Origin of the sequence: Leptospira broomii serovar Hurstbridge str. 5399 (assembly GCF_000243715.2) — a bacterium.
Taxonomy (GTDB): Bacteria; Spirochaetota; Leptospiria; order Leptospirales; family Leptospiraceae; genus Leptospira_B; species Leptospira_B broomii.
Genome location: NZ_AHMO02000004.1, coordinates 381776 through 404499, shown reverse-complemented (window position 1 = coordinate 404499; position 22724 = coordinate 381776). Strand labels below are relative to the sequence as shown.

The 22724-nt window shown below is 44.7% G+C and carries 23 protein-coding genes; 8 read left to right on the top strand and 15 right to left on the bottom strand.

The window, feature by feature from the left end; translation table 11 throughout:
- Positions 1–26: 26 nt before the first annotated feature.
- The gene (lepB, locus tag LEP1GSC050_RS02025) at positions 27–584 is read left to right on the top strand and encodes a signal peptidase I (protein ID WP_010569402.1); all 558 of its coding nucleotides are present in this window, start codon (positions 27–29) and stop codon (positions 582–584) included.
- Here the strand turns inward: lepB and LEP1GSC050_RS02020 are convergent.
- A complete protein-coding gene (locus tag LEP1GSC050_RS02020; protein WP_010569401.1) occupies positions 579–2252 on the bottom strand; it encodes a hypothetical protein in 1674 nt (557 codons plus the stop codon). The genes lepB and LEP1GSC050_RS02020 overlap by 6 nt on opposite strands.
- A 185-nt stretch (positions 2253–2437) precedes the next feature.
- Between LEP1GSC050_RS02020 and gap the strand changes: the two genes are divergently transcribed.
- The 7 genes from gap to LEP1GSC050_RS01985 all read left to right on the top strand — a co-directional run bounded on the left by gap (position 2438) and on the right by LEP1GSC050_RS01985 (position 8819).
- Positions 2438–3445 carry a type I glyceraldehyde-3-phosphate dehydrogenase gene (gene gap / locus LEP1GSC050_RS02015; RefSeq protein WP_010569400.1) on the top strand — a complete coding sequence of 336 codons (1008 nt, stop codon included), beginning with the start codon at positions 2438–2440 and terminating at the stop codon, positions 3443–3445.
- Positions 3446–3447: 2 nt separating this feature from the next.
- Entirely contained in the window at positions 3448–4638 is a 1191-nt protein-coding gene (locus tag LEP1GSC050_RS02010; RefSeq protein ID WP_040910921.1) for a phosphoglycerate kinase, read from the top strand.
- A gap of 38 nt (positions 4639–4676) precedes the next feature.
- Positions 4677–5429 (top strand): triose-phosphate isomerase, encoded by a 753-nt coding sequence (tpiA, locus tag LEP1GSC050_RS02005; protein ID WP_010569398.1) that lies wholly within the window; start codon positions 4677–4679, stop codon positions 5427–5429.
- 172 nt (positions 5430–5601) lie between these two features.
- Complete coding sequence (gene secG / locus LEP1GSC050_RS02000) at positions 5602–5988, top strand: preprotein translocase subunit SecG (protein WP_010569397.1); 387 nt, start codon at positions 5602–5604, stop codon at positions 5986–5988.
- A 16-nt stretch (positions 5989–6004) separates the two neighbouring features.
- Complete coding sequence (lenA, locus tag LEP1GSC050_RS01995) at positions 6005–6694, top strand: endostatin-like outer membrane lipoprotein LenA (protein WP_010569396.1); 690 nt, start codon at positions 6005–6007, stop codon at positions 6692–6694.
- A gap of 5 nt (positions 6695–6699) precedes the next feature.
- Positions 6700–7824: an LIC_12097 family sensor histidine kinase gene (locus LEP1GSC050_RS01990; RefSeq protein ID WP_040910839.1), complete on the top strand. Its 1125-nt coding sequence runs from the start codon at positions 6700–6702 to the stop codon at positions 7822–7824.
- 2 nt (positions 7825–7826) lie between these two features.
- On the top strand, positions 7827–8819 hold the full coding sequence (locus tag LEP1GSC050_RS01985) for a response regulator transcription factor (RefSeq protein WP_010569394.1): 993 nt from the start codon (positions 7827–7829) through the stop codon (positions 8817–8819).
- Between the two features lie 11 nt (positions 8820–8830).
- Here the strand turns inward: LEP1GSC050_RS01985 and LEP1GSC050_RS01980 are convergent, their stop codons facing one another.
- The 14 genes from LEP1GSC050_RS01980 to rpsF form a co-directional block, all read right to left on the bottom strand.
- Entirely contained in the window at positions 8831–9919 is a 1089-nt protein-coding gene (locus LEP1GSC050_RS01980) for a WD40 repeat domain-containing protein (RefSeq protein WP_010569393.1), read from the bottom strand.
- Positions 9916–11172: a CinA family nicotinamide mononucleotide deamidase-related protein gene (locus LEP1GSC050_RS01975; protein ID WP_010569392.1), complete on the bottom strand. Its 1257-nt coding sequence runs from the start codon at positions 11170–11172 to the stop codon at positions 9916–9918. The genes LEP1GSC050_RS01980 and LEP1GSC050_RS01975 overlap by 4 nt, the downstream gene beginning before the upstream one ends.
- Positions 11169–12932, bottom strand: a complete 1764-nt coding sequence (gene argS / locus LEP1GSC050_RS01970; protein ID WP_010569391.1) for an arginine--tRNA ligase — start codon at positions 12930–12932, stop codon at positions 11169–11171. The genes LEP1GSC050_RS01975 and argS overlap by 4 nt, the downstream gene beginning before the upstream one ends.
- A gap of 19 nt (positions 12933–12951) precedes the next feature.
- Positions 12952–13209 carry a hypothetical protein gene (locus LEP1GSC050_RS01965; RefSeq protein WP_010569390.1) on the bottom strand — a complete coding sequence of 86 codons (258 nt, stop codon included), beginning with the start codon at positions 13207–13209 and terminating at the stop codon, positions 12952–12954.
- Complete coding sequence (recO, locus tag LEP1GSC050_RS01960) at positions 13202–13975, bottom strand: DNA repair protein RecO (protein WP_010569389.1); 774 nt, start codon at positions 13973–13975, stop codon at positions 13202–13204. The genes LEP1GSC050_RS01965 and recO overlap by 8 nt, the downstream gene beginning before the upstream one ends.
- Positions 13948–14358 (bottom strand): rRNA maturation RNase YbeY, encoded by a 411-nt coding sequence (ybeY, locus tag LEP1GSC050_RS01955; protein WP_198012829.1) that lies wholly within the window; start codon positions 14356–14358, stop codon positions 13948–13950. The genes recO and ybeY overlap by 28 nt, the downstream gene beginning before the upstream one ends.
- Before the next feature lie 83 nt (positions 14359–14441).
- Complete coding sequence (locus LEP1GSC050_RS01950; protein ID WP_010569387.1) at positions 14442–16850, bottom strand: HD family phosphohydrolase; 2409 nt, start codon at positions 16848–16850, stop codon at positions 14442–14444.
- Between the two features lie 4 nt (positions 16851–16854).
- Positions 16855–17823 (bottom strand): PhoH family protein, encoded by a 969-nt coding sequence (locus tag LEP1GSC050_RS01945; protein ID WP_040910837.1) that lies wholly within the window; start codon positions 17821–17823, stop codon positions 16855–16857.
- A gap of 5 nt (positions 17824–17828) precedes the next feature.
- The gene (aspS, locus tag LEP1GSC050_RS01940; RefSeq protein ID WP_040910919.1) at positions 17829–19634 is read right to left on the bottom strand and encodes an aspartate--tRNA ligase; all 1806 of its coding nucleotides are present in this window, start codon (positions 19632–19634) and stop codon (positions 17829–17831) included.
- 75 nt (positions 19635–19709) lie between these two features.
- Positions 19710–21032 carry a replicative DNA helicase gene (dnaB, locus tag LEP1GSC050_RS01935; RefSeq protein ID WP_010418544.1) on the bottom strand — a complete coding sequence of 441 codons (1323 nt, stop codon included), beginning with the start codon at positions 21030–21032 and terminating at the stop codon, positions 19710–19712.
- Between the two features lie 10 nt (positions 21033–21042).
- Entirely contained in the window at positions 21043–21507 is a 465-nt protein-coding gene (gene rplI, locus LEP1GSC050_RS01930) for a 50S ribosomal protein L9 (protein ID WP_010569384.1), read from the bottom strand.
- 11 nt (positions 21508–21518) lie between these two features.
- Positions 21519–21839, bottom strand: a complete 321-nt coding sequence (gene rpsR / locus LEP1GSC050_RS01925; RefSeq protein WP_010569383.1) for a 30S ribosomal protein S18 — start codon at positions 21837–21839, stop codon at positions 21519–21521.
- A 15-nt stretch (positions 21840–21854) separates the two neighbouring features.
- On the bottom strand, positions 21855–22295 hold the full coding sequence (locus tag LEP1GSC050_RS01920; protein ID WP_010569382.1) for a single-stranded DNA-binding protein: 441 nt from the start codon (positions 22293–22295) through the stop codon (positions 21855–21857).
- Complete coding sequence (gene rpsF, locus LEP1GSC050_RS01915; RefSeq protein ID WP_010418535.1) at positions 22288–22563, bottom strand: 30S ribosomal protein S6; 276 nt, start codon at positions 22561–22563, stop codon at positions 22288–22290. The genes LEP1GSC050_RS01920 and rpsF overlap by 8 nt, the downstream gene beginning before the upstream one ends.
- Between the last annotated feature and the right edge of the window lie 161 nt (positions 22564–22724).

Below are 22724 nucleotides of genomic sequence, written 5' to 3'. Positions count from 1 at the left end.
AGGCACTACGACAAAGGATGGGATGAATGTTTACGCCACGCAAAGGATTCGGAGAAAAAGAAAAGAAGTTCGATAAAAAACGATTCGCGAAGTTACTCGGATTTTCTTTGACGATCGGTCTGCTCCTAGCGTTGCTTCTCAGATCATGGATTCTTTTTCCGTTTATTCCGGATACTTCTGAAATGAATCCTGCGATTCCCAAAGGAAAAAGAGTCTATATCTATCGTTGGATTCAACCTTCCTCGTTATTTTTAGGAGATGTCGTTTTAGCGGAACATCCGACTCAGAGTGGAAGCGTGATTTTAGGAAGAATCGTAGGTAAGCCGGGGGATACTCTTTCCATGAAAGAGAAAGTTCTATTCAGGAATAATATACCGGAAACGGAAGGCAACCTACCCTACACGATTTCCCATCGAGACACTAGAAATCCCTTCCCCGCGTTACATTCGAATCGAGACAGTTTTTCGGCACTCTTAATCGAAGATAGAAATTTCTTTCTGCTTTGCGACAATCGTGACGATTGCCTGGATTCTAGAGACTTCGGCCCGATTCCATTCGAAAAACTCGTCGGCAAAGTATTATAGAATTTTTTTCTTTCGGAAGATTTCGAACGCGACCCCGGTCACATCGGAAAAGGCGGATATCGAATCGTAATTTCGTTTTAAACGTTCCGAGAACTCCGGCCATCTGTCTTTCTTGACCAAAAATCCCCTATTAATCGGATCCTCTGCAATCACGATAAGATCGAAATGAAATCGATCCATCTCCGAGAGAAATTTTTTACGAAGCTCTTCTTTTTGAATCGAATCCGCCCAAAGCCCGTAATCCAAGGTGAAATAAGAATCGAACTCCAGACCGTATCGTAAAATCGCCGCCAAAGAAAACGTCGCACTATCCAGCGGAACATAAGAGATCGTTTTCTTTTCGCTTCGTAATTCGGGAACGATACGATCCAACTCTTCATACAATCGAAACGGTTGCCATCCTTGGGCAAGACGAGGGCCTACAAGCCCGTTTCCCCTATATAGCTGCAGCGAAATATTCTGTTTTTTGAAATTGCAGTAAAGAATTCCGTAAAATAAGAAAATCGAAAAAAAGACGTTAACCATCCGAATCGACTCTTTATCGGAGAGAAATTTAATAAAAGTGGAATATGCTGCTCCGGCCAAAATCGCCGCCATACATTGCAAAATCACCCAGGTAGGAATCAGATAATAATGAAATCCCCGAATTTGAATCCAGTAGCTTAAAAGCCCTGCAAGTAAGGAAGGTAGGAGTAACGGAGCTTCTCGATATTTTTTTGTAAAAATAAATAAGAAGAGGACGATCAGGAAATATCCACCAAGCTTTCCATCTCTCGCGTTACTAAGCGGAATTAGAAAATCGGAAGCCGATAATGAAAATAAGGAGAGAATCGAAGATTCCCAAGAAGGCATAGGAAGCAATCGATTATGAGATCGAACGTTCGAAATCAGCGCATCCAGAATAGAAATTGTTTTTCCCGACGTCAAAATAGGCCAAAAAAGAAGAAGGAATACTGATAAGCCGGCAAAACAGGAAATGAGAATAGATAAATATTCCTTTCCGGAAAGACTCGGAGGCCTTTGTCCTAATTTCCTAAATTGCATTATAAATGAATAATATCTTTCTCCGAGCAGGATGATCGGAAACAAAAGGAAGAAGGGTTTAATCATCGCCGAGAAGACGGAAAGGGCGATTACGACCGGCAATCTTCCGAACAATCGCAAATATTCTTCCCTAGCCGAAGTATCTTCTCCTTTTTTCGGATGGAGAACATTCCAAAGCAAGAAAAGCGGAATGAGAAAGATTGTTTCTCTCTGAAAACTCCCGTACGGAGCCGCTTCCTCAGGCAACATTAAAAATAAGAATCCGCCGACGATCGCGGAGACGAATCCGGAACTTCGATATAAAAAGAAGAAAAGCAATCCTGAACAAATCAAAATCCAAACCAGCTCGGAAAGCCGAATCCCAAAATCGGAAGTTCCGAAAATGCGCAAAAGAAGTAAATTCGTCCAGTGTGTCCCCGGAAGATTAAACGAATAAAAATCGAGATACGGTAATTTGCCTAGACCGAATAAAACGGATTCTATGCGTAACTGAGATGCGTCTAAACTCAAATACGCCGGCCAACGCAGGAAGGATGAGTAGAATTCAAGCAGATTTGCCGCAAAACCGACGGCAATTCCGATGGAGATAAATACGAGAAGTAACCGGACTTTCTGTGTTTTCATTCTTGGGTTTCGCTAAGGAAGATCCGCTCTTAGTCCTCTTAATTTCAAGTTAAAATGATTGCTCTAAGTCCCTCTTTTCCCGTCAAAAAACGGATTTTCAGGAAGGTTTTATCCTAAAAATATGTTCCTGAGCGGGTTTTCAACGCGCCATCTCCACAGAAAGCCTAAGGAAAAAAGGGAAGAACATGACAAGAATCGCTATCAACGGTTTTGGAAGGATCGGAAGACTGGTATTTCGGGCCGGTATCAAAGATCCGAATCTCGAATTTGTAGCTATCAACGACCTCGTAACGCCGGATAACCTGGCCTATTTATTAAAATATGATTCAACCCATGGCCGCTACGACGGAACCGTCGAACACAGCGACAAAGAAATCATTATAGACGGGAAGAAAGTCCTCTGCGTTTCCGAAAGAGACCCTGAAAAGCTCCCCTGGAAAGATCTCAAGGTCGATTACGTCGTAGAATCCACCGGTTTATTTACCGATCGAGCAGGAGCAGAAAAACACCTCAAGGCCGGAGCCAAAAAAGTAGTTATCTCCGCTCCAGCAAAAGATAAAGACATCCCGACCTTCGTGATGGGAGTCAATAACGAGAAATACAACTCGGCAACCGACCATGTAGTATCCAACGCATCCTGCACGACCAACTGCCTGGCTCCGATCGTAAAAGTGGTTCTGGACAATTTCGGAATCGAAGAAGGTTTGATGACTACGATTCACGCAACAACGTCCACTCAACCTACCGTAGACGGTCCTTCGAAGAAAGACTGGAGAGGCGGAAGAGGAGCGATGCAAAATATCATTCCGGCTTCTACCGGTGCGGCAAAAGCTGTCGGTCTTTGCATTCCTGAAGTAAATGGAAAACTCACCGGTATGTCTTTCCGGATTCCCGTTCCGGACGTTTCCGTGGTAGATCTGACAGTTCGAACCGTAAAAGAAACGAGTCTAAAGGAAATTTCTGCAAAAATAAAAGCCACTTCGGAAGGTGCTATGAAGGGAATTTTGGGATACACCGATGAAATGGTAGTCTCCACCGATTTCTTGAGTTCGACACTTTCCTCGATATTCGATCACGATGCAAGTATCGAATTGAATTCCCGCTTTTTTAAGCTGGTTTCTTGGTATGACAACGAAATGGGATATTCCAATCGCGTTTTAGACTTAATTCGCTATATGGCAAAAAAAGGGTGATGATGCTTCAGCTACCTAGACTCGAGCACGAAGATCTTAAAGGTAAACGAGTCTTCCTCCGCGTGGATTTTAACGTTCCCATTGAGAACGGCAAAGTCACGGATTCGACCCGAATTGAAAAAACACTCCCGACTATCAAGCTCCTTGTAAAAAAAGGAGCCCGGATCGTCATCGGAAGCCACCTCGGTCGCCCGAAAGGAAAACCGGATCCTCAATTTTCGATGGAGCCGGTTTTTGAAGTCTTCAAAGGAATGACTAACGCACCTGTTTCTTTCTCGAAAAACGTCGTCGGAGATCAAGTAGTCAAACTCTCCAAAGATTTGAAAGACGGGGAAATTCTAGTTCTAGAAAATTTACGTTTTCATAAAGAAGAGGAAGAAAACGATCCTGGATTTTCCAAAAAACTCGCAGCATTGGCCGACGTATATGTCAACGACGCATTCGGAGCCGCTCATCGAGCCCATTCTTCTACGGAAGGAATCGCCCATCTCCTTCCGTCGTTTGCCGGCCTTTTGATGTATAAGGAAATCACTGAGCTATCCAGCCTACTTTCAAGACCCGCGAAACCGTTCGTTGCAATTATAGGCGGTTCCAAAGTCTCTTCAAAGATCAGCGTGATTAAAAATCTGATCGATAAAGTGGATCATATTTTGATCGGTGGAGGAATGGCTTACACCTTCCTCAAGTCTCGCGCGATTCCGGTGGGAAATTCCCTGGTCGAAAAGGATTTCGAAGTCGAGGCATTTCAACTAATCGAACGGGCCGGAGTTGCAGGAGTGGATTTTCAACTTCCTGTGGATCATATCATAGCCGATAAGTTCGATCCGAAAGCCAAAAGTAAAACCGTCGATAAGATGGGAATTTTGGACGGGTGGATGGGAATGGATATAGGACCCAAAACGATTTCAAATTACGAAAAAGTGATAAAGAACGCTTCGACTATCGTGTGGAACGGACCGATGGGAGTTTTTGAATTCGATAAATTTGCCGAAGGAACTATGGCCATTGCGAAAGCGGTCGCTAAGTCAAAAGCAAAAACCATCGTAGGCGGAGGCGATTCCATCGCGGCCATTAATAAGGCTAAAGTGGAAGACAAGATCACACACGTTTCTACCGGCGGGGGGGCTTCCCTAGAATTCTTGGAAGGGAAAAAACTTCCCGGCGTACAAGCTCTTCTTAAAAAAGCGGAGTAATCCGCTTTAGATTTTGATGATAGTCGAGGAAAGACGATATGCGACCTAAAATAATTGCTGGTAACTGGAAAATGAATCTCTCCGAAAAAGAGGCGCTCACATTGGCGATCGGACTCAAGGAGAAGTTGCCGTCGATTCAAAAGGACAAAAAGGCGATCGTCTTTCCGTCTACGATCCATCTTGCCTCAGTGTCTAGAATATTAGAAGGCTCGGCGATCGGTGTAGGCGCTCAAAACATCTACCCGTCTCCCCTCGCGGCGATGACGGGTGAAACGAGTCCGGACCACTTGAAAGAGCTGGGTCTCAAATTCGCGTTGGTCGGCCATTCGGAACGCCGCCAATTTTTAGGAGAAACGAATTCGTTTTGTAACCAAAAAGTCGGGTACTTAGCCTCCCATGAATTTACCGTTATTTATTGCGTTGGGGAAACCCTGGCGGAACGCGAAGCCGGTAAAACTTTCGAGATTTTAGGAAGGCAAATACGAGAAGGCTTGGGAAACATCCATAGCGATTTATTCTCCCGAATCTGGGTTGCTTATGAGCCGGTTTGGGCAATCGGAACCGGTAAAGTAGCCTCCCCGGCTCAGGCCCAGGAAGCGCATTCTTTCCTTCGGAAAGAAATTGCAGGACTTTTCCGGAATGGAACCGAAATCGCCGCTTCACTTCCAATCCTATACGGAGGATCCGTCAAACCAGATAACGTGAAGGAACTGCTATCCCAGTCGGATATCGACGGTGGATTAGTCGGCGGAGCCAGCCAAAAACTGGAAAGCTTCTTGGGTTTGTTTTAGCTTCTCCACGGATCCTGATACAATCCTAATCCTTTTAAGATTGCGGAAGGCCGAATCGGCAGGAACGATCCGGACGGGTTTTTAATTGTCACCAGAGATGCTCAGCGTAGCTTGGATCGTGGCGGCTTCTTATAAACCGCAAACCGACCCAATAACATAGGATTTTCGCAATATGGGATTTATTACTGGGACTATTCTTGTCCTCTTCGTTTTCGTGAGCCTTTTTCTAATTCTATTGGTCATGATCCAAACCGGAAAGGGCGGAATGGGCGGTGTTTTGGGCGGCGGGGCAAGCCAATCGGTATTCGGTTCTTCGACTGCAGATGTTCTAACTAAAGCCACTCGTGTTGCAGGCGTTCTTTTTTTGGCACTCTCTTTGATTCTTTCTTTCCTTTTTGCTAAGACTAGCGGATACAATACGACTCCGGTTCCGGAAGTGGTTCCAGCTCAATCCGCTCCGGTTGATGGAACCCCAGAGAATCAAGGAGGCTCCAATGCCCAGCCAGCTCAGCCGACTCCAAACCCCGCAACCGCTCCTCAGGGACAAACCAAGCCTTAAATTTATCCTGACAAAAATGCCGAGATCGATCGAAAGGATCGCTCTCGGCTGCGTTTTCTTAATTCTAATTTTTGCACATCCGACTTTCTCCCAATCCCAAGATCCCCAAAAATCGCAAAGTTCTAATACTGCGCAAATCCTAAATCAAAGGATTTTAAAAGCCTATGAAAGTCTAGGAGTCGCCCGAGAACTTTTAAAATTTGAAAGAATGGAAAGCCTCCCTCAAGGGACAGTCGTCACTTGGTTAGGAAATTTCCCCAATCGAAAAGGAGTAAAAATCACTAAATTCTCCGTAACCCAATCCCATCAGGTACCGGGCGGAATTGATCGATCGGAAGAAAAATCCATTTTGTTGGAATTTAACGGATCCACATTGTCCAAAGTCGAATCCGAAATCAAGACAGCTAATTACGCTACGGAGGATACGACTTCTGTGCGTATGACGGATAATACTCCGCTGGATAATAACGTGGACGACCTTATGATCCATGCCGATCGAAACGGCAGAGAAGCGGAATATCCTCTCAATTATCTTCCTGATGAAGGCGTAAATCGGGAACGATCGGAATTTAAAAAGGAATTTTATCTAAAATTGATCGAAGATTTTTTCATCCACGTCCTCCGAATTCAGGAAATGCAGAACCAACAAACGGCGAAAAATCAAAAAAAATTACTGCAAACTTTTAAAGAATCCCTAGAATATTGATTCGGATGTCATCCCTAATGGAAAACCTCCACGAGCGGGCGGAGGAACTCCAAGCAATTCTCGACGGTATTACGGAACCCCTCGTATTGATTGATTCTGGGTTCAGGATTCGTCGTGTAAACAGAGCCACTCTGGAGTTTTCTGAGGAGTCGGATTTCCCTTCGGTATTGGGAAGGAAATGCTATTCTCTCTTATACAATCGTTCTGCCGTATGTCCTTTCTGTCCAATGAAGGACCATTATGAAAACGAGTCCGATTTTAATCGCGAGTTCGAAGGTAGAAACGGCATCAGCCGCGAGATCTTCCATGTTTCGAATAATCAGAAAGAAACCTTATATCTGGATTTCTTTCCTATTAAAAAAGACGGGAATGTCGTATCGGTCGTCGAGAAAATCAGCAATATAACACGGATCAAGGAGAAAGAGGAAGAGAATCTCAGAATTCGGAACCTTGCCTCACTTGGAATTTTTATCTCCGGCGTAGCCCACGAATTGAATAATCCTCTCACAGGGATGAGCCTAACTCTCCAAAATCTTATGAATAATCTTTCAAGCCTGGATCCGGATTTTTTCCGGAAAAGACTCGAAATGATTAAGGAGGATTTAACTAGAGCGGCGATGATCGTAGCGGATATCATCAGTTTTGCCAAACCTGATAAGCTAGTGACTACTTCGGCCGATATTTATGAAACTATAATGAAGGCAAAGGATTCCGTTATCTGGGTTTACCCGGTTTTATCGAAGAACATCGAGTGGGAAATATTTTGCGAACCTGGGATTTATTTTCAATTCAATCCCGTAAAGATAGAGAGATTGTTTATAAACTTATTTAAGAATTCCCTACAGGCATACGACTATGGAGAAGGCAAGATCCGAATAGAAGTTCGAAGGACCAGAAATATGCTGCATATCTTCGTCGAGGATACGGCCGGCGGAATTCCCGAAAACATGTTGGACAAAATCTTCTCCCCTTTCTTTACTAAGAATAAATCGGGAGTCGGCACCGGCTTAGGATTATCGATCTGCCACTCCATCGTTAGGGAACACAGCGGAGAACTGACCGTCCGCTCCTATGATCGTAAAACTAGGTTTAGAGTTTCCCTTCCCCTAGAACAACCTCGAGGGAACTAGCTTTGTCCAAACATCGAATCTTAGTCGTCGAAGATATTCATTCCATCCGCGAAGCGATCAAGGATATTCTGACCCGCGACTATCAAGTATTCGATGCGGAAAATTACGACGAAGCAGTGCGAATTCTAGCTTCGAATCCGGTGGATTTAGTCATTACCGATATACGAATGCCGGGAAAATCGGGCTTGGATCTGATTAAGACGATTCAGAAAGATCACCCTAACGTTTTATACTCTTTGATGACGGCGTATAATATTAACGATTACATAAAATTCGCGTACGAGCACGATATCTGGAATATCATTCCTAAGTATTCCTTCCTGGATATTAACCTTATCTCCGTGATGGTTCATAAATTATTAAATAAGGATATCTTCGGCGTGGAAAAATATTTCGGCCCCGGATTTTCCTTAATGGACGGAGAGCTCGAAGGATTTAGCCAGCCTCCCGAAAACGGAGTCGTATTTAAAAAAATCAGCTCTGACGACGAAAGAAATTATTTATGCAATCGGATTGCAAAATATTTGATCGAAAAAGGAGCGCCTAACGCAGTCCATCAAATTCTGGAAGAGCTGACTTCCAATGCTATGATTCGCGCCCCTAGAGATTCCAAAGGAAATTCCAAGTACCAGTTCGAGCTACCGTCTCGAGACCTGTTGGTCCCTCTGGAGAATATTCAGCTCGCGGATACTGATTATTTTGAAATCGGATACGGGATCGCCGATAATTCTTATATAATCGTAGTTCGGGATCATTTCGGATCCCTGAATAAAAAAGAAATCTTAAAACGTTTAGACAGACATATTACAGTGGAAGACACGAGCGGACTCCCTGCCGGTTTGGCCGATTCTCACGGTAGGGGTCTGTATATATGCAGGGAAATTTCCGACCAATTGATTTTCAATATTGCTAAGGAGCGAAAAACGGAGATCATCGCGTTGCTCGATAAGAAGACTAACAAAGGTTACAAATCCCTCTCCATTTACGAGGCGTGAAGAAATTGGGCTTATCTGGCCTGCTCTTGAAAGAAAACAATCTCTTTAGTCCCTTCCATAAATGCCGCACCGACGATTCCGGGCGAAAATAAACGAAACGGCTTTTCAGACGAAGAAATCCTCTCTTCCCGAAGGGAAACTCCTTTCTCGTTTAGAAAATACAAAATCCCTTCCGCTTCTCCCGCAAACCAAGAACCGGAATGAAATACGGTTTGGTACACCGAATTCATCTTTGTCCTTTTCTTTTCGAAAAGTATCTTTCCTTTTTTTGAATACAATGTCAGCGCGTCAGGAACTCCGGCAAGGACCTCCCCTTCAGGAGAAACCGCAAGATTGATTTTATGAGGAAAAACTTTCCCCAAATTCCACTCTTCCTTTTCTCCTCCCTCTTGATCAAAGACGCGGATATAGTCCCTATTTCCTTTTAGAAAATGGACTGCGATCCTATTTCCGTCGGAAGAAACCGCCAGGCTCTTTGCAAAAACAGGATCCTTGTCTCCGATCGTTTTTGAAAACAAAAGATTACCTTTACCGTCCAAAAGGAAAATCTCCCCGCCGGAAAAGAGAACCGCGCTCTCTCCTCTTGAGAAAGACTTGGGAGAAAATGCAAGATCGGTAAGAAATCGTCCGTCCAGTTTTTTTATTCCTACCGAGTTTCCGTTAATATCGGAAATTAAAACCTGGTTATTATCTCCCGATAAAAATAGGATTATATTTCCGTCCGGATGAATTCGAGGATAACTTTTATATTCCTTAGTCCAAAGCAATTCTCCTGCTTCGGAAAAAAGTTCGACTGTCGATCCTATTTTTTTATAAGAAAGAAAACCCTTTGCGGTAATCGGATATTCGATCCGATTCGAATCATCGATAGAAGTTTCGGTTCCTTCGGGAATCCTTATATAGTTCGATTTGGTTTTATATCCGTTTAATCGTTTTTCCGGTTCAAACGAGGTTCTCGGATCGGGAAACATTCCGAGCTTTCCTTCCTTGCTCCAAGCCCAGGTCCTTTGAATCCCGCGCGCGGTGTCATAGGGATTACCTAGAAAAAAATAAAAACCCAAAAAGAAAATCAGAGTTAATCCTACAACCTGTGCAATCATACGTTCTTCCTTAAGCGATCGTAAAGCAGGTACAATGCGGTCGTAGCGACAGCGTCACGAAACAAATCCCTTTTGAACGGAAAGTAAAGTTCCTTAACCGTCGATCCTTTATCGCGGACGTATATTCCTATAAAGACCGTCCCGACCCTCTTGGTCTCCGTTGCACCGCCCGGACCGGCAATTCCGGTAATACTAATTGTTAAGTCGGTATTCAATACTTTTGCAGCGCCCTCCGCCATTTCTTTTGCAGTCTCGGAACTTACGGCTCCGTAAGTTTCTAAGGTTTCCCGGCGAACACCTAATTGCGCTTGCTTAACGGAATTTGCATACGATACGATGGAACCGATAAAATATTCGGACGACCCGGCCCGGTCCGTAAACAACTTAGCCACCAAACCACCGGTACAGCTTTCCGCAGTACCTACTGTCAGCTTTCTTTCTATCAACAATTTCGGTAATTCTTCGAACACGTCTCCGGTACAGAGATCACCGTACTTTTCCTGCGTGGCGGAGATTAGTTGATCGACTACCTTTCGATCGGAGGATTGATACGTGACGCGCAAAAATCCTCGTTTTGCGGCAACTCCCCAAACCGCTTTTCCTTCTTTTAGAGAAGGAATTCCTTGTATGAACTCCTGCTGAAACGTCGATTCGCTCATTCCCCAGATGAATAGGAAATCGGAATGCAATTCCGCTGGACGGAATAAACGCTTGAGGATCGGACTTAGCTCGTTGGAAAACATGGCCGTCATTTCTTTAGGAACGCCCGGCATACATCCAAGGTGAACGTCCGGCCCCAGCTCCGACCAAAACCCCGGTGCAATTCCGACAGCATTCGGTAGAACCTTGGATTTAGAAGGAATCGACACCTGGCGAACGGCAGTTTCCAAGTTTTCTTCGAAGCGTCTTCCCCGTAAACGATAGATAGCTTTTAGTCGATCCAAAGCTGTCGTATCCTGAACCGGTTGTGAGTTAGTCAGTCCGCATACGACCTCCAAAGTATAATCGTCCTCGGTGGGTCCTAAGCCTCCCGTCATTATGATAACGATAGGTCGATCTGCAGCGGCGCCGATCGTAAGAGATTTTAACTCGTTGCTAATTAGATCCGGAGAATCCGGGAGAACCAGAAATTTTTCGACGATAAATCCGAGTCCGAAGAGTTCGTTAGCGATCCATGATGAGTTTGTGTCCTGACTGCGACCTGCTGTAAGTTCCGATCCGGTAGAAACGACTATAAAACGTGGAGAATTCATGCTTCTTTGTCCAATCGCTCCGGAGCGGATACGCCCAATAACCCAAGTCCCAAAGATAAAACGGTTTGCGCCGATTTGCAAATTCGAGCCAAACCTAATTTAGTAGTCTCGTTCGCATCTTTCAACCGATTGTTTTTAGCGATATAGAATTGAGTAAAGGCTCTCGCTAAATTTTGAAGATAATTTGTAAGCCTATGCGGCTCCAAACTTTGTGCGGCATCGACTACTTCCTCCGGAAAGCGGGCTGCCCAAAAAAGTAAGCGTTTCCTTTCTTCCGTCATTTCCAAATTTTCCAATGCAGTTCGATCTGAGTCGCTGCCAACCTCCCTAAAAATAGACGAAACCCGAGCATGAGCATACTGCAGATAGAAAACCGGATTTTTGTCCGATTCGTCTTTCGCAAGATCCAAATCAAAATCTAGGGGGGAATCTAAGGAACGCATAGCAAAGAAATATCTCGCGACATCTTTCGCATGTTTTCCGAGATAACCGAGTAAATCCTCCATAGTCTGAAATTCACCGGCTCTCTTACTCATTTTCATTTTTTGTCCGGCCATTAATAAATTGACCTGTTGAGCGATTACGACTTGGAAATTTTCCTTAGCGAATCCAAGCGCCTGTACTGCTCCGGCCAGCCTAGCAATATAACCATGATGATCCGGACCCCAAATATCGATGATTCGATCGTAATTTCTTTCCATCTTATTTCTGTGATACGCGATATCCGCTAATAAATATGTGGGGCGACCATCGTCCCTAACCACCACTCTGTCTTTATCGTCTCCGTAATCGGTGGAGCGAAAGACCTGCTTTCCATCCTCCTCGAATATCTTACCGGATTGTTTTAAATCTTCCAGTACTGCCAAAACTTTACCGGATTCATGCAGACTAGTCTCGGAGAAGAAGCGGTCAAATTCGACTCCGAATAAATCTAAATCCTTTCTTTGCCAAACGAGATTAGATTCTACTGCCCAAACGGAACATTTTTCGGCGAGCAATCTGTATTGAGAGGTGTTTAATAGGTTTTTTATTTCCTCATCCGTCTTAGGATCGCCTAATAATCGCTTTGCGATTTCTTTCAAATACTCTCCGCGATAACCTTCCGAAGGAATTATATTTTTCGCAAGTAATTCCTCCATGGGAGTACCGTCTTCGGACTCCTGAACGGAGAAAGATTCCCCTAGTTGCTCCCGAATCCGAACAAGAGTGGATACTCCCAACAGAAAGACTTGGTTTCCGTAATCGTTTACATAAAATTCTTTCTCGACCTTATGTCCGACGGCCTTTAATACGTTCGCCATCGCATCACCCGTCGCAGCCGCTCTCGCCGAGACGATATTCAAGGGTCCCGTCGGGTTCGCACTTACGAATTCCAAATTTACCTTTTTGGAATGTGCCACTTGCGGAAACGCCTGTCCCGCCAGAACCGAAGATTCTAAAAATTGAATCAAATAAGAAGGGGAAATTCTAAAATTAACAAAACCGGGTGGAGTGCAATCTACCTTTTCGAATAGATCGGTTTTTTCCCGCAAAATTTCGACCAAACTAGCGGCGGACTCCATCGGCTTACGCCTCAAAAGTTTAGAATTCTCCAGGGCGAAGGATGTCGAATAATCACCGAAGGATTCTTCTCTAGAATATTCGATTCTGATTTTAAGCTCCGAAGGGTTAACGGAAGTCGCTTCGGCCTTGCAATAGACATCGATAGCTTCGTTTAGGGCGGAGAGTACGGTTTGTTTGATAGTTTCCGTTTCTTTCATTCTTACGGTTTTTGTTTTCCTATTTTTTGGAAGAAGTCCGATCCCAATCCGGGAACAAATGTTTGGACGAGATGATTTCCCAACTTTTATCCAAGGACTTTAATACCACATTCTTTTCCCTAAGGATACATTCAAGAGTTACGCAACTTCTACCTTCTTCCCGAAGATCCGGCTTCGGAATGGAATCTTTTTTACCCCACCGAATATCCAGAAGAATAAGAAATAATAGACCTATCGTATAGATGAGAACGAAACAAGTTTTAAAGACTTTATCCAAGAGTTTCTCCCAGGGATTCGTAAAGCATCGCCTCGGATTTTAATCTTCGGCCAAGCAGGGGCTTAAGCGCCCGGTTACTCAACCTATCCGCTTCCTTGAGGAGTTCAAGGGAAATCTTTTCTTCCTTTAAATCCTTGTATCGGCCACGAAGACAATCGAATATCAATCGGACCAAACCGACCCTATCAGGATTAGGGGTACGACAATCTCCGCAAATGACGTCGAAATGTTCATCCTCCAAACTACAGGAGCTCATTTCCCCCAACTCCTTCCCGCAAACCGAACAAGAAATTTCCTTGGAGATAAATCCCGCGACGTACAGCAATTTGAACTTAAAAAAAGGTAGAAAAATCGGACGATATCCTCCCTCGTCCAACTCCTTTAACGCGGCGTATAATAATTTATACTCTTGCGGATGGACGCCGCCTTCCGTCAAAAATGACGACACTAACTCGACTATATAGGAAACCAATACCGTCCCTGCGTAACCTGTTTTTGCATTATCGAAACGTTCTATAAGTCCGATTTCTTTTACGTTGAACGTGTCCCGTCCCTGAGTCATATAATAATCCAAAGCGGTTAACGATCCCGGCTCGACTGCGGCTATGGGACGTGATTTACTTTTCTTTATACCTTTAATCCGAAAACTCGCGACCTCGCCTTCCTCCGGTAGAAGTCTTAGGAAAGCGTCTCCTTCCGAAAGAATACGACTCTCCATCACGATCCCCTTTGTCTTTCTTAGAGCTCCAGAATGAGATCCAGACATAGATCCTCCTTCCGCTTCATCAACTCTTCGTCTTTAGGTCCCCGCTCATGATCGTATCCGATCAGATGGAGAAAACCATGCACGAGTAAGCGAAAGAATTCTTCCTCTTCCGTGTGTCCGATTTCCTTTGCTTGGACCTTGCAAGTATCCCAGGAGATTACGATCTCCCCCAAGCTCAAAATAGGTCCGAAGTCGAGTTTATTTTTGTTCGGAGGTAATGTCCAAGGTTCCATATCGAAACTTAACGGAAAAGATAATACGTCCGTCTCTTTATCTTTATTCCTGCGAACTCGATTGATCTCTCGGATCGCTTCATCATCGACTATAAGAATAGAAAGGGAGCATTCCGTTTGAGGAAAGGAAAATTCCAATAGTCTCTTTATTCTGGGCAGGAGTTCGCCGCTCGACAACCAGTATGGAACTAGGCTCTCCGGAATATCCGAGGAAAAATCGATCAAACTCGAACCTAAGAGGCCTTTCTCCCGGATTTAAGGAGAACGTTCTTATTCTTCTCTTCCAAAGCCTTCGTTTCTTCCGGCTTAGGATATTTAGGTCGAGAATGTAAGCTCGAAAGAAGGACCTCCTTAAAGGAGGATTTTACGACTTCCAAATCGCCTAGGGTCAGACCGCATTCGTCCAATTGGTTCTCGGCCAGCTTACTATTTACTATTTTTGTAATAAGATTTTCCAATGCTTCCGGAGTAACTTCCTCCAACGACCGGCTTGCCGCTTCCAGGCTATCCGCAATCATAACGATCGCCGTTTCCTTCCGCTGGGGTTTGGGACCGGGATATTGAAAATCTTCCTTTCTTAATTTCTTTCTTTGGGACGGAGAAAGTTCCGATAACGCTTTATGATAAAAGAACGCCATTGTGGACGTGCCGTGGTGCTCCGGAATAAAATCGATTACTTCCCGGGGAAGCCTGGCTTTCTTTGCCATTTCGATTCCGTCCAGTACATGATCGATTACGATCTTAGCAGCCAATGCCGGATTATTCTTATCGATATTCTCTTTCTTAGGAATCAAATGCTGATTCTCGACGAAGAAGCCGGCATTCGGAATCTTTCCGATATCGTGGAAATAGACTCCGACTCGCGTCAAAAGCCAATCCAACTCCAGATTCTGAGCCGCTCTTTCCGACATTGCCGCCACTAAAAAAGTGTGAGTGTAGGTCGAAGGAGCCTTCGTTAAAAGGCTTTGTAACAACGGATGCCCCGTATCGGCCAATTCCATCAGCTTAAAACGAGTCGGTATATTGAATACGTATTCGTAAATCGGTAATAATAATTGGGTCAAAGTGGAACAAACAAATCCGTTTACTAGACAGAGTAAGTATAATTTAAATATATTAGATTCCCATAAATCCCTTAAATGCGAGCCGGAAGGAACCGCGACCCAGTAATTTCTAGAATCGAAAAGGTAGCCTGAGGAAGAGATCAACATTTGAACCAAAGCCATATAAAATCCGGCCTTGATAAAATCGATGCGCTTACGCATTTTCCTGCCGTAAGTGGCCGCCACAACCGTCATTACGAACGCCAAAATGAAGGAGGTTGGATTGTATCTGGATGCGGCAAAAACGAAAAAGGCAAGGAAGAACCCGATGGCGATCGACAATTGCTCGTCGTAAACCATCGATAAAATCAGGCATACCATTCCGGTAGGAACGACTAGAGCGAAATAAAAAGCGGAATCATAACTATTCTCGAAATTATAGAAAGCTTTAGATGCAAGATACGCCCAAAGCACGAGCGCCCAAATCAAAGTAAAAACGATCACGTTACTGGAGACGTCGTTCAACCTTTTTGGATTATATTTCTTTAGAAAAGCATAGACGATAATTACGAAAATGGATTGAATCAGTAAAATTGAAAGTATGGAGGCTATATTGGCTCGAGTCGCGTATTTATTAACAATTAATAATTTTTGATAAATGTCCGGAGTGATGATCTCTCCTGCACGAACGATGATCTCACCGGCATTGATCCGACTGTTTACGGGCTCGGCGCGGTCCATCGCAAATTTCTTTTGAGCGGCGGTTTCCTGTGCGTTATACGTACAAGCCGGATTTGAATAGATATAAGTTAGTGAAAGTCTTTGAATTATCCCTAACAGCAACGGATCTATGGTTTGAAGTTTTTCGGAAGCGATCCTATTTAAGGTGATGATCGTCGCATCATCCCGGTAAAGAAACGTTCGGGGAATCACCAGGCTTCCCTCTAACGAAGAAACTTGTTCCTTATTGCTGCCGGCGCCGGTATTCCGAACCCGCGCTTCCACCGTCCGTACGGACGGATAGTCGGGAGGTGAATCCCGCAAAATGCAAAAATTGGAAAAAACAAGATTGCTATATTGAAGCACCATATCCCGGACACGCGCCTTACTGGGAGCTTTGAGAAGAGTTTCCAACTCTTCCTTGGATCTATTTTTCCAACGAGGGGCGATGTTTAGGAGCTCCTGCGCGCCCTTCCCTTCTGCGCTTGGGCGAAAATTGCGATAGTTTTCCATATCCTCTTGGATCGCAGGTCGAATCGTTTCCGTTAGAATGGCGTAATCCCTATCGAAAAAATTCGGAGCGGATTGGAATGCCTTCAACTTCTTAGCTTTGGTTTTTTCCTCATCTTCGTAAACGATGTCTTTCGTGGAAACGATCTTGTCCAAAGCGGTCTTACCTTCCGAATAAAGACCGTCCGGCGATAGATCGATTTTATCCTGACCGAAAAAGGGGATCGCAAGCATCCAGGTCACGACCAGCAAGGTGATTACCGTAAGCATAACTTGGAATTTTCTCACAAAAGAAATGGGGCGTACCTTGGTCAAGGTATCCGTAATCCATGCCATTCCGTTTTCTAAGTAAGAACTTAAGGAAAACATTTCTTTATAACTCTTCGAATTTCCTTACGATGGTTTCCACCAAAGGATGTCTGGTGATATCTTCCTTTCCAAAAAATATCTGACCAATACTTTCCGTACTTCTAAATAAATTTACGACTTTATCGAAACCGGAACGTCCGTGCTCCAAATCGATTTGCGTGACGTCCCCGGATATGCACATACGAGAGTTTCTGCCTAAACGAGTCATAATCATCTTAAGTTGGGACAAAGTGCAGTTCTGGGCCTCGTCCAAAATGATGAAACTTTTAGATAATGTACGACCTCTCATAAAGGCGACCGGAGCGATTTCTATCTTTGTTAACGCGATATATTCCTGGGTCTTTTCGAAGCCGATGCATTCGTTCAGAGCGTCGTAAACGGGCCGCAAATAAGGGTCTACTTTTTGATTTAGATCGCCGGGAAGAAAGCCAAGATTTTCTCCCGCTTCCACTGCCGGGCGCGTCAGTACGATTTTATCGACCATTCCGTTCTGTAAGAATCTGCACGCCATTGCAACGGATAAGAACGTTTTTCCGGTCCCCGCAGGGCCGATGCCGAACGTAATCAGGTTATTTAAAAAAGATTGAATATACTTATCTTGGTTTTTGGTTCTAGGATAAAGATGCTTACCGCGATACGTTGTAAGAATCTTTTCCGAAGGTTTAAAAGGCTCGTCCTCGCCTCTTCGTTCCTCCTTCTTCTTCTCCTTCGTAACCTGCTTTAAAAGGTAGGCGAAGTCGAAGGAATCCGTAAATTCCCTATCCGGACGATCTCTGTAATTCGTTTCAAGAAGACGAAAAAAATCTAACGCAAAATCGACCTTAGGAGAGTTACCTTCCAGTTGGAAACCGTTCCCTCTCGGGATCAAATCCACCTCTAATTGTTTTTCCAGGATCTTTACTCCGCTATCATTGATCCCGCAGATCTTGCGATAGAGATCCTGGCTCTCGAAAATAAATTGTTCTTTCCTGATGGGGTTTATACCTTTACTAGTCTTAACTTCAGTTCTTGCAGTTGCTTTTCCTCAACCGCAGAAGGGCATTCGCTCATCAAGCAAACTCCTTTCTGGGTTTTCGGAAACGCGATCACATCCCGAATCGATTTCCCACCCGTCATTAGCATTAAAATCCTATCGATTCCGAAAGCGATTCCCCCGTGCGGAGGAGCTCCGTATTCCAGAGCATCTAAAAGGAATCCGAATTTTTCTTTCGCTTCTTCGGTGCCGATTCCCAAAACGGAAAAGACTCTATTTTGAATTTCCTGGGAATGAATCCGGATGGATCCTCCTCCGATTTCAACTCCGTTTAGAACGAGATCATAGGCTTTTGCGAGTGAATTACCCGCACCTTTTTGAAGCGCCTCTTCGGAAGAAAAAATTTCCAAACTTTCGTCCCCTGGAGAAGTGAACGGATGATGTAGTGAATCCCAACGTTTCGCGTCCTTATTCCATTCAAACATCGGAAAATCCACAATCCAGGAAATATGGAAGCTTCCTTCCTGCGGTTTGTCAAATCTTTCCGATAACTTTAGACGTAATGCGCCTAAAGAATGGTTCACAATTCCCGCTTCATCCGCACCGAAGAAGACCATGTCTCCTTCTTTGGAACCCACCGCTTTTTGGATTGATTGTAAGCTTTCCTTAGAAAAGCGTTTTGTAATCGTAGATTCGAGGCCATCCGTTCCGTGCTTCATATAAGCCAGGCCCTTAGCCTTATAGTCCCGATTCAACCAGGCCGTCAGATCTTCGATTTCCTTGCGAGAAATGACCGACCCGCCCGGCACGCAAATCGCTTTTACAACGCCTCCGCTATTGACCGCGCCGGAGAAAACCTGGAAATCGCTGTCTTTTACGAATTCGGAAACGTTTACGAGCTTCATTCCGAATCTCAAGTCCGGTTTGTCGGAGCCGTATTCTTCCATCGCCTGCTTGTACGGCATCCGTGAAAAAGGACCCTTGAACGAAACGCCGAATACTTCCTGGAAAACTTTCGAAAATAGGCCTTCGATTTCACTTAGGATTTCCTCCTGGGAAACGAAGGCAAATTCCATATCTAATTGCGTAAATTCAGGTTGTCTATCTGCGCGCAAATCCTCATCGCGGAAACATTTTACGATTTGGAAATATCTTTCAACGCCGCCGACCATTAAAATTTGCTTAAATATCTGAGGCGACTGAGGAAGTGCGTAAAACGAATTCGGATTCAATCTGGACGGAACTAAAAAGTCCCGGGCTCCCTCGGGAGTCGACTTATTAAGAATCGGAGTCTCTATCTCTAAAAATTTTCTGGAATTCAGATAATTACGGATAGCGAATATGAATTCATGTCGTTTAATGATTCGATTTTTTAATTCGTCGCGACGAAAATCCAGATAGCGATATTTAAGCCTATGCTCTTCGGATATTTCCTCGAATTCATCCAGAGAAAAAGGAGGAGTTTTGGCGGCATTTAAGATCTGCAATTTATCGACTACGAGTTCTACCGTTCCGGTTTGCATCTTTGGATTGATGCTTTCAGGATCTCTCTTTCGCAGGATTCCTTGGACTGCAATCACATATTCGGAACGAATTTTTTCGGCAAGATGGAAGTCCTCGCCCAAAATTTCCTTCCGGAGAACGACTTGCAAAATTCCGGTACGATCTCTCAAGTCTACGAAAATGACTCCGCCTTGGTCGCGGAAGCGGAAGGCCCAGCCGAACAGTCCGATCGTCTTTCCTTCCTGTGCTTGAGTGGTCTCTCCTGCCCAGGATCTGTTCTTGTAATTATTTAGAATCCAATCTTCCAAAAAAATTCCATTCCTTTTATGAGTGTCTATAATTTCCGCGGTGCTTTCCTGCATTCTTACTGTCTGCTAAACGAATTAGATGTTATCAAATCTGGAAAGTTCGGGTCTGAAGGCAAGTGGAAAAGAACCGGTAGGTCCGGAACGGTTCTTGGCTACTATGATTTCGGCAGTTCCCGGCCTAACACTATCGTCTTGCTCGCCGTCCTTACCGGTTCCCCGATAAATGAATGTTACGATATCCGCATCCTGTTCGATGGCCCCAGACTCTCGAAGGTCGGCCAATTGAGGTCGTTGATCCTTAGATCTTTGTTCGATGGAGCGGTTCATCTGAGACAAAGCAACGACGGGACACCTCGCCTCTTTTGCGATTTGTTTCAAAGTACGGGAGATGGAAGCAACTTCTTGCTGTCTTCCGCCGTCTCGACTTTTAGGATCGCTCATCAGCTGAAGATAATCCACGATGATTAATCCCAAGGTCTCGTTCGTCAGTAACTTACGGATCCTTCCCTTAAAATCGTCCACAGTCAGCGCTCCGGAGTCGTCTATGTATATGGGTGCCGAGGTCACTTTTATAATCGCATCCAAAAGCTTGGGTGCATCTGACTTGGTTACTTCGGAGCGCTTTAGTTTATTGGATTCTACCTGGGCGTGGGCGCAAACGAGTTTGAGTAGGAGTTCCATCCTGCTCATCTCAAGAGAAAAGATTACGACAGGCTTATTATGCATTAACGCTACGTTCGAAGCAATATTCATCGCGAGCGTCGTTTTTCCGTTTCCGGGACGAGCCGCTAAAACCATCAGCTCGTATTCCTTCAAGCCGGAAGTCATTTCGTCGAACTGAGTAAAATTAGTTCGAAGGCCTTTGATCTGGCCCCGACTTTGCATGATATCCTTTATGTATTCGGATAAGGCGGCCTTGTCCTGAGAAACCGGAAGTAATCCCTTTACATCCGTCGCTCTGGAGACTTCGGTTAGGCTTCTCTCGATTTGGTTAAAGACGGATTCGTTCTCGCCGGGCTCTTTTTGAACTAATTCGAGAGCGCTATGTAAAAGTTTAGCGTAAGTTCTGCGTTCGGAAAGACGTTTGATTCTTTCCGCATAATAGCCTAGCGGATGCGAAACGACGGTATCTCGATAAAGAGAATAGATATATTCGTATTCTTTTTCCGGATCTTTAAGGAGAGAATTTTCTTTTAAGAAATTAAGAACGGAAACAGGATCGATTGCGGTTCGCTTATCAACCAGATCTAGAATAGCTTTATAAACTCGTCTATGAGTGTCATGGTAAAAGTCTTCAGCCTGAAGCGGAATATCTACCAAGTTTTCCGCTCCCTTTAAGAGCAAGAAACCCAAGAAGGACTTCTCGGATTCAAGTTCGAAAAGGGAGTCGGCTTGCATTTGGCTAAAATCAGCCTTCGGCTACGGCTTCTTCCTCTTTCTTCACGTTAACGGTGATTGTCGGGAGGATACCTTCCGCCAAGCGGACTTTCAATTTATAGGAACCCAAATTACGGATGGGTTCCGGAAATTCGATCTTACGCTTATCCACTTCATAACCGTCTTTCTTTAAAAGAGAAGCGACATCTGCTGCAGTGACCGCGCCGAACAATTTATCTCCGCCGCCGGTTTTAACGAAGATATCGAATTCTTTACCGTTCAAGCCCGAGGAAACGGATTCCATCGCCTTTTTACGTTTATCTTTTTTAAGATCCGCTAATCTCTTTTGATGGATCGCCATCTTGGTTTTGCCTTCGTCGGCGCGAACCGCTAAGCGTTGCGGAAAAAGGTAATTACGAGCGAATCCGTCCGCAACTTCCTTGATATCCCCGGCATCGCCGAGGTTTGACACGTCTTTTTGTAAAACAACTCTCATTCGTGCTCTCCTCAGTTCACCTTAAAGGGAAGAAGACCGATACTACGTGCTTTGCGAATCTCTCGAGCAAGAATTCTTTGGTATTTTGCGGAAGTACCGGTAATTCTGCGAGGGATGATCTTACCACGGTTGGTAATGAATCTTTCTAAAAGCTCTATATTCTTATAGTTGATCTGCTTTGCAAGTTCGGGATCCGCAGTAAAGCGGCAAACTTTCTTCTTATATTTATTCTGTTTTTTGGGAGGGCGGCCACCTTCGTGTTCCCCGGTGGGGATGCCGTCCATGGAAGCTTCTGCTCTTCCAACTTCTTCTTGTACTTCGTTCTCTGCCATTGTTTCGTGTCCTCGTTAAAAGGGTATGTCGTCGTCGGTTCCGGAGCTTCCGAACTCTTCGTGCGAAGAGGTTGCGTAGGAAGATCCGCCAGTAGTAGCGGATGAACCGTAGTCTCCGCCGCCACTTTCCTTTGCTCCGATCATCTGGAAGTTCTCCACGACGATCCGGATCCGGGAGGCTTTCTTGCCTTCCATGGTTTCCCAGGTATCCTGCTTAAGCCGTCCTTCGACGACGAGCTGCTTGCCCTTTTTGCAGTATTGCTGGATGATATCAGCTCCCTTTCCCCAAGCCTCACAGTCGAAAAAATGAGTTTCCTCTTTCTTCTCACCGTTGGAGACGTAGGTACGGCCGTTAGCCAGGGAAAAATTCACCAAGGAAGTCCCGTTCACCGTCTTAAATTCCGGATCTCGGGTTAGGCGCCCAACCAGGGTCACCCGATTGATATCGTTAGCCATTGAGCCGGACGATCATAGAACGGAGAAGATTCTGGTTTAGCTTGAAGTCTCGTTCTACCTTTTCGATTGCTGCTTGTTCTGCGTTTACCTTGAAATGGGTGTAGGTCCCGTAGTCCTGGTGTTTAATGGGATGCCAAAGTTTTTTTTGGCCCCAATCTTCTTCGGCGGTCACGTTGACGGAATGCTTTTTGAAGATGTCAACAACTTCAGTCTTAGCAGCTTCCTTCGCGGTAGAACGCGTAATTGTGGTTATCTCGTAGTTTCTCAAAAGTTTCTCCTATGGAAAAAGCCCGTCTGCGATTCGCGGCGAGCAGAAGAATCGGATTTTCCCCTATTTTTGTGCAGCAGGTCGAGGGGTCAAGTATGATATATCAGCAAAATTGCAAATTAGAAAGACTAATTTATTTCTTCCTACAAAGCCTAAGCCGC

Coding starts and splice junctions, on each gene's coding strand:
- lepB (WP_010569402.1), top strand. CDS start 27: ATGTTTACGCCACGCAAAGGATTCGGAGAAAAAGAAAAGAAGTTCGAT.
- LEP1GSC050_RS02020 (WP_010569401.1), bottom strand. CDS start 2,252: ATGAAAACACAGAAAGTCCGGTTACTTCTCGTATTTATCTCCATCGGA.
- gap (WP_010569400.1), top strand. CDS start 2,438: ATGACAAGAATCGCTATCAACGGTTTTGGAAGGATCGGAAGACTGGTA.
- LEP1GSC050_RS02010 (WP_040910921.1), top strand. CDS start 3,448: ATGCTTCAGCTACCTAGACTCGAGCACGAAGATCTTAAAGGTAAACGA.
- tpiA (WP_010569398.1), top strand. CDS start 4,677: ATGCGACCTAAAATAATTGCTGGTAACTGGAAAATGAATCTCTCCGAA.
- secG (WP_010569397.1), top strand. CDS start 5,602: ATGGGATTTATTACTGGGACTATTCTTGTCCTCTTCGTTTTCGTGAGC.
- lenA (WP_010569396.1), top strand. CDS start 6,005: ATGCCGAGATCGATCGAAAGGATCGCTCTCGGCTGCGTTTTCTTAATT.
- LEP1GSC050_RS01990 (WP_040910839.1), top strand. CDS start 6,700: ATGTCATCCCTAATGGAAAACCTCCACGAGCGGGCGGAGGAACTCCAA.
- LEP1GSC050_RS01980 (WP_010569393.1), bottom strand. CDS start 9,919: ATGATTGCACAGGTTGTAGGATTAACTCTGATTTTCTTTTTGGGTTTT.
- LEP1GSC050_RS01975 (WP_010569392.1), bottom strand. CDS start 11,172: ATGAATTCTCCACGTTTTATAGTCGTTTCTACCGGATCGGAACTTACA.
- argS (WP_010569391.1), bottom strand. CDS start 12,932: ATGAAAGAAACGGAAACTATCAAACAAACCGTACTCTCCGCCCTAAAC.
- recO (WP_010569389.1), bottom strand. CDS start 13,975: ATGTCTGGATCTCATTCTGGAGCTCTAAGAAAGACAAAGGGGATCGTG.
- LEP1GSC050_RS01950 (WP_010569387.1), bottom strand. CDS start 16,850: ATGTTTTCCTTAAGTTCTTACTTAGAAAACGGAATGGCATGGATTACG.
- dnaB (WP_010418544.1), bottom strand. CDS start 21,032: ATGCAAGCCGACTCCCTTTTCGAACTTGAATCCGAGAAGTCCTTCTTG.
- rplI (WP_010569384.1), bottom strand. CDS start 21,507: ATGAGAGTTGTTTTACAAAAAGACGTGTCAAACCTCGGCGATGCCGGG.
- rpsR (WP_010569383.1), bottom strand. CDS start 21,839: ATGGCAGAGAACGAAGTACAAGAAGAAGTTGGAAGAGCAGAAGCTTCC.
- LEP1GSC050_RS01920 (WP_010569382.1), bottom strand. CDS start 22,295: ATGGCTAACGATATCAATCGGGTGACCCTGGTTGGGCGCCTAACCCGA.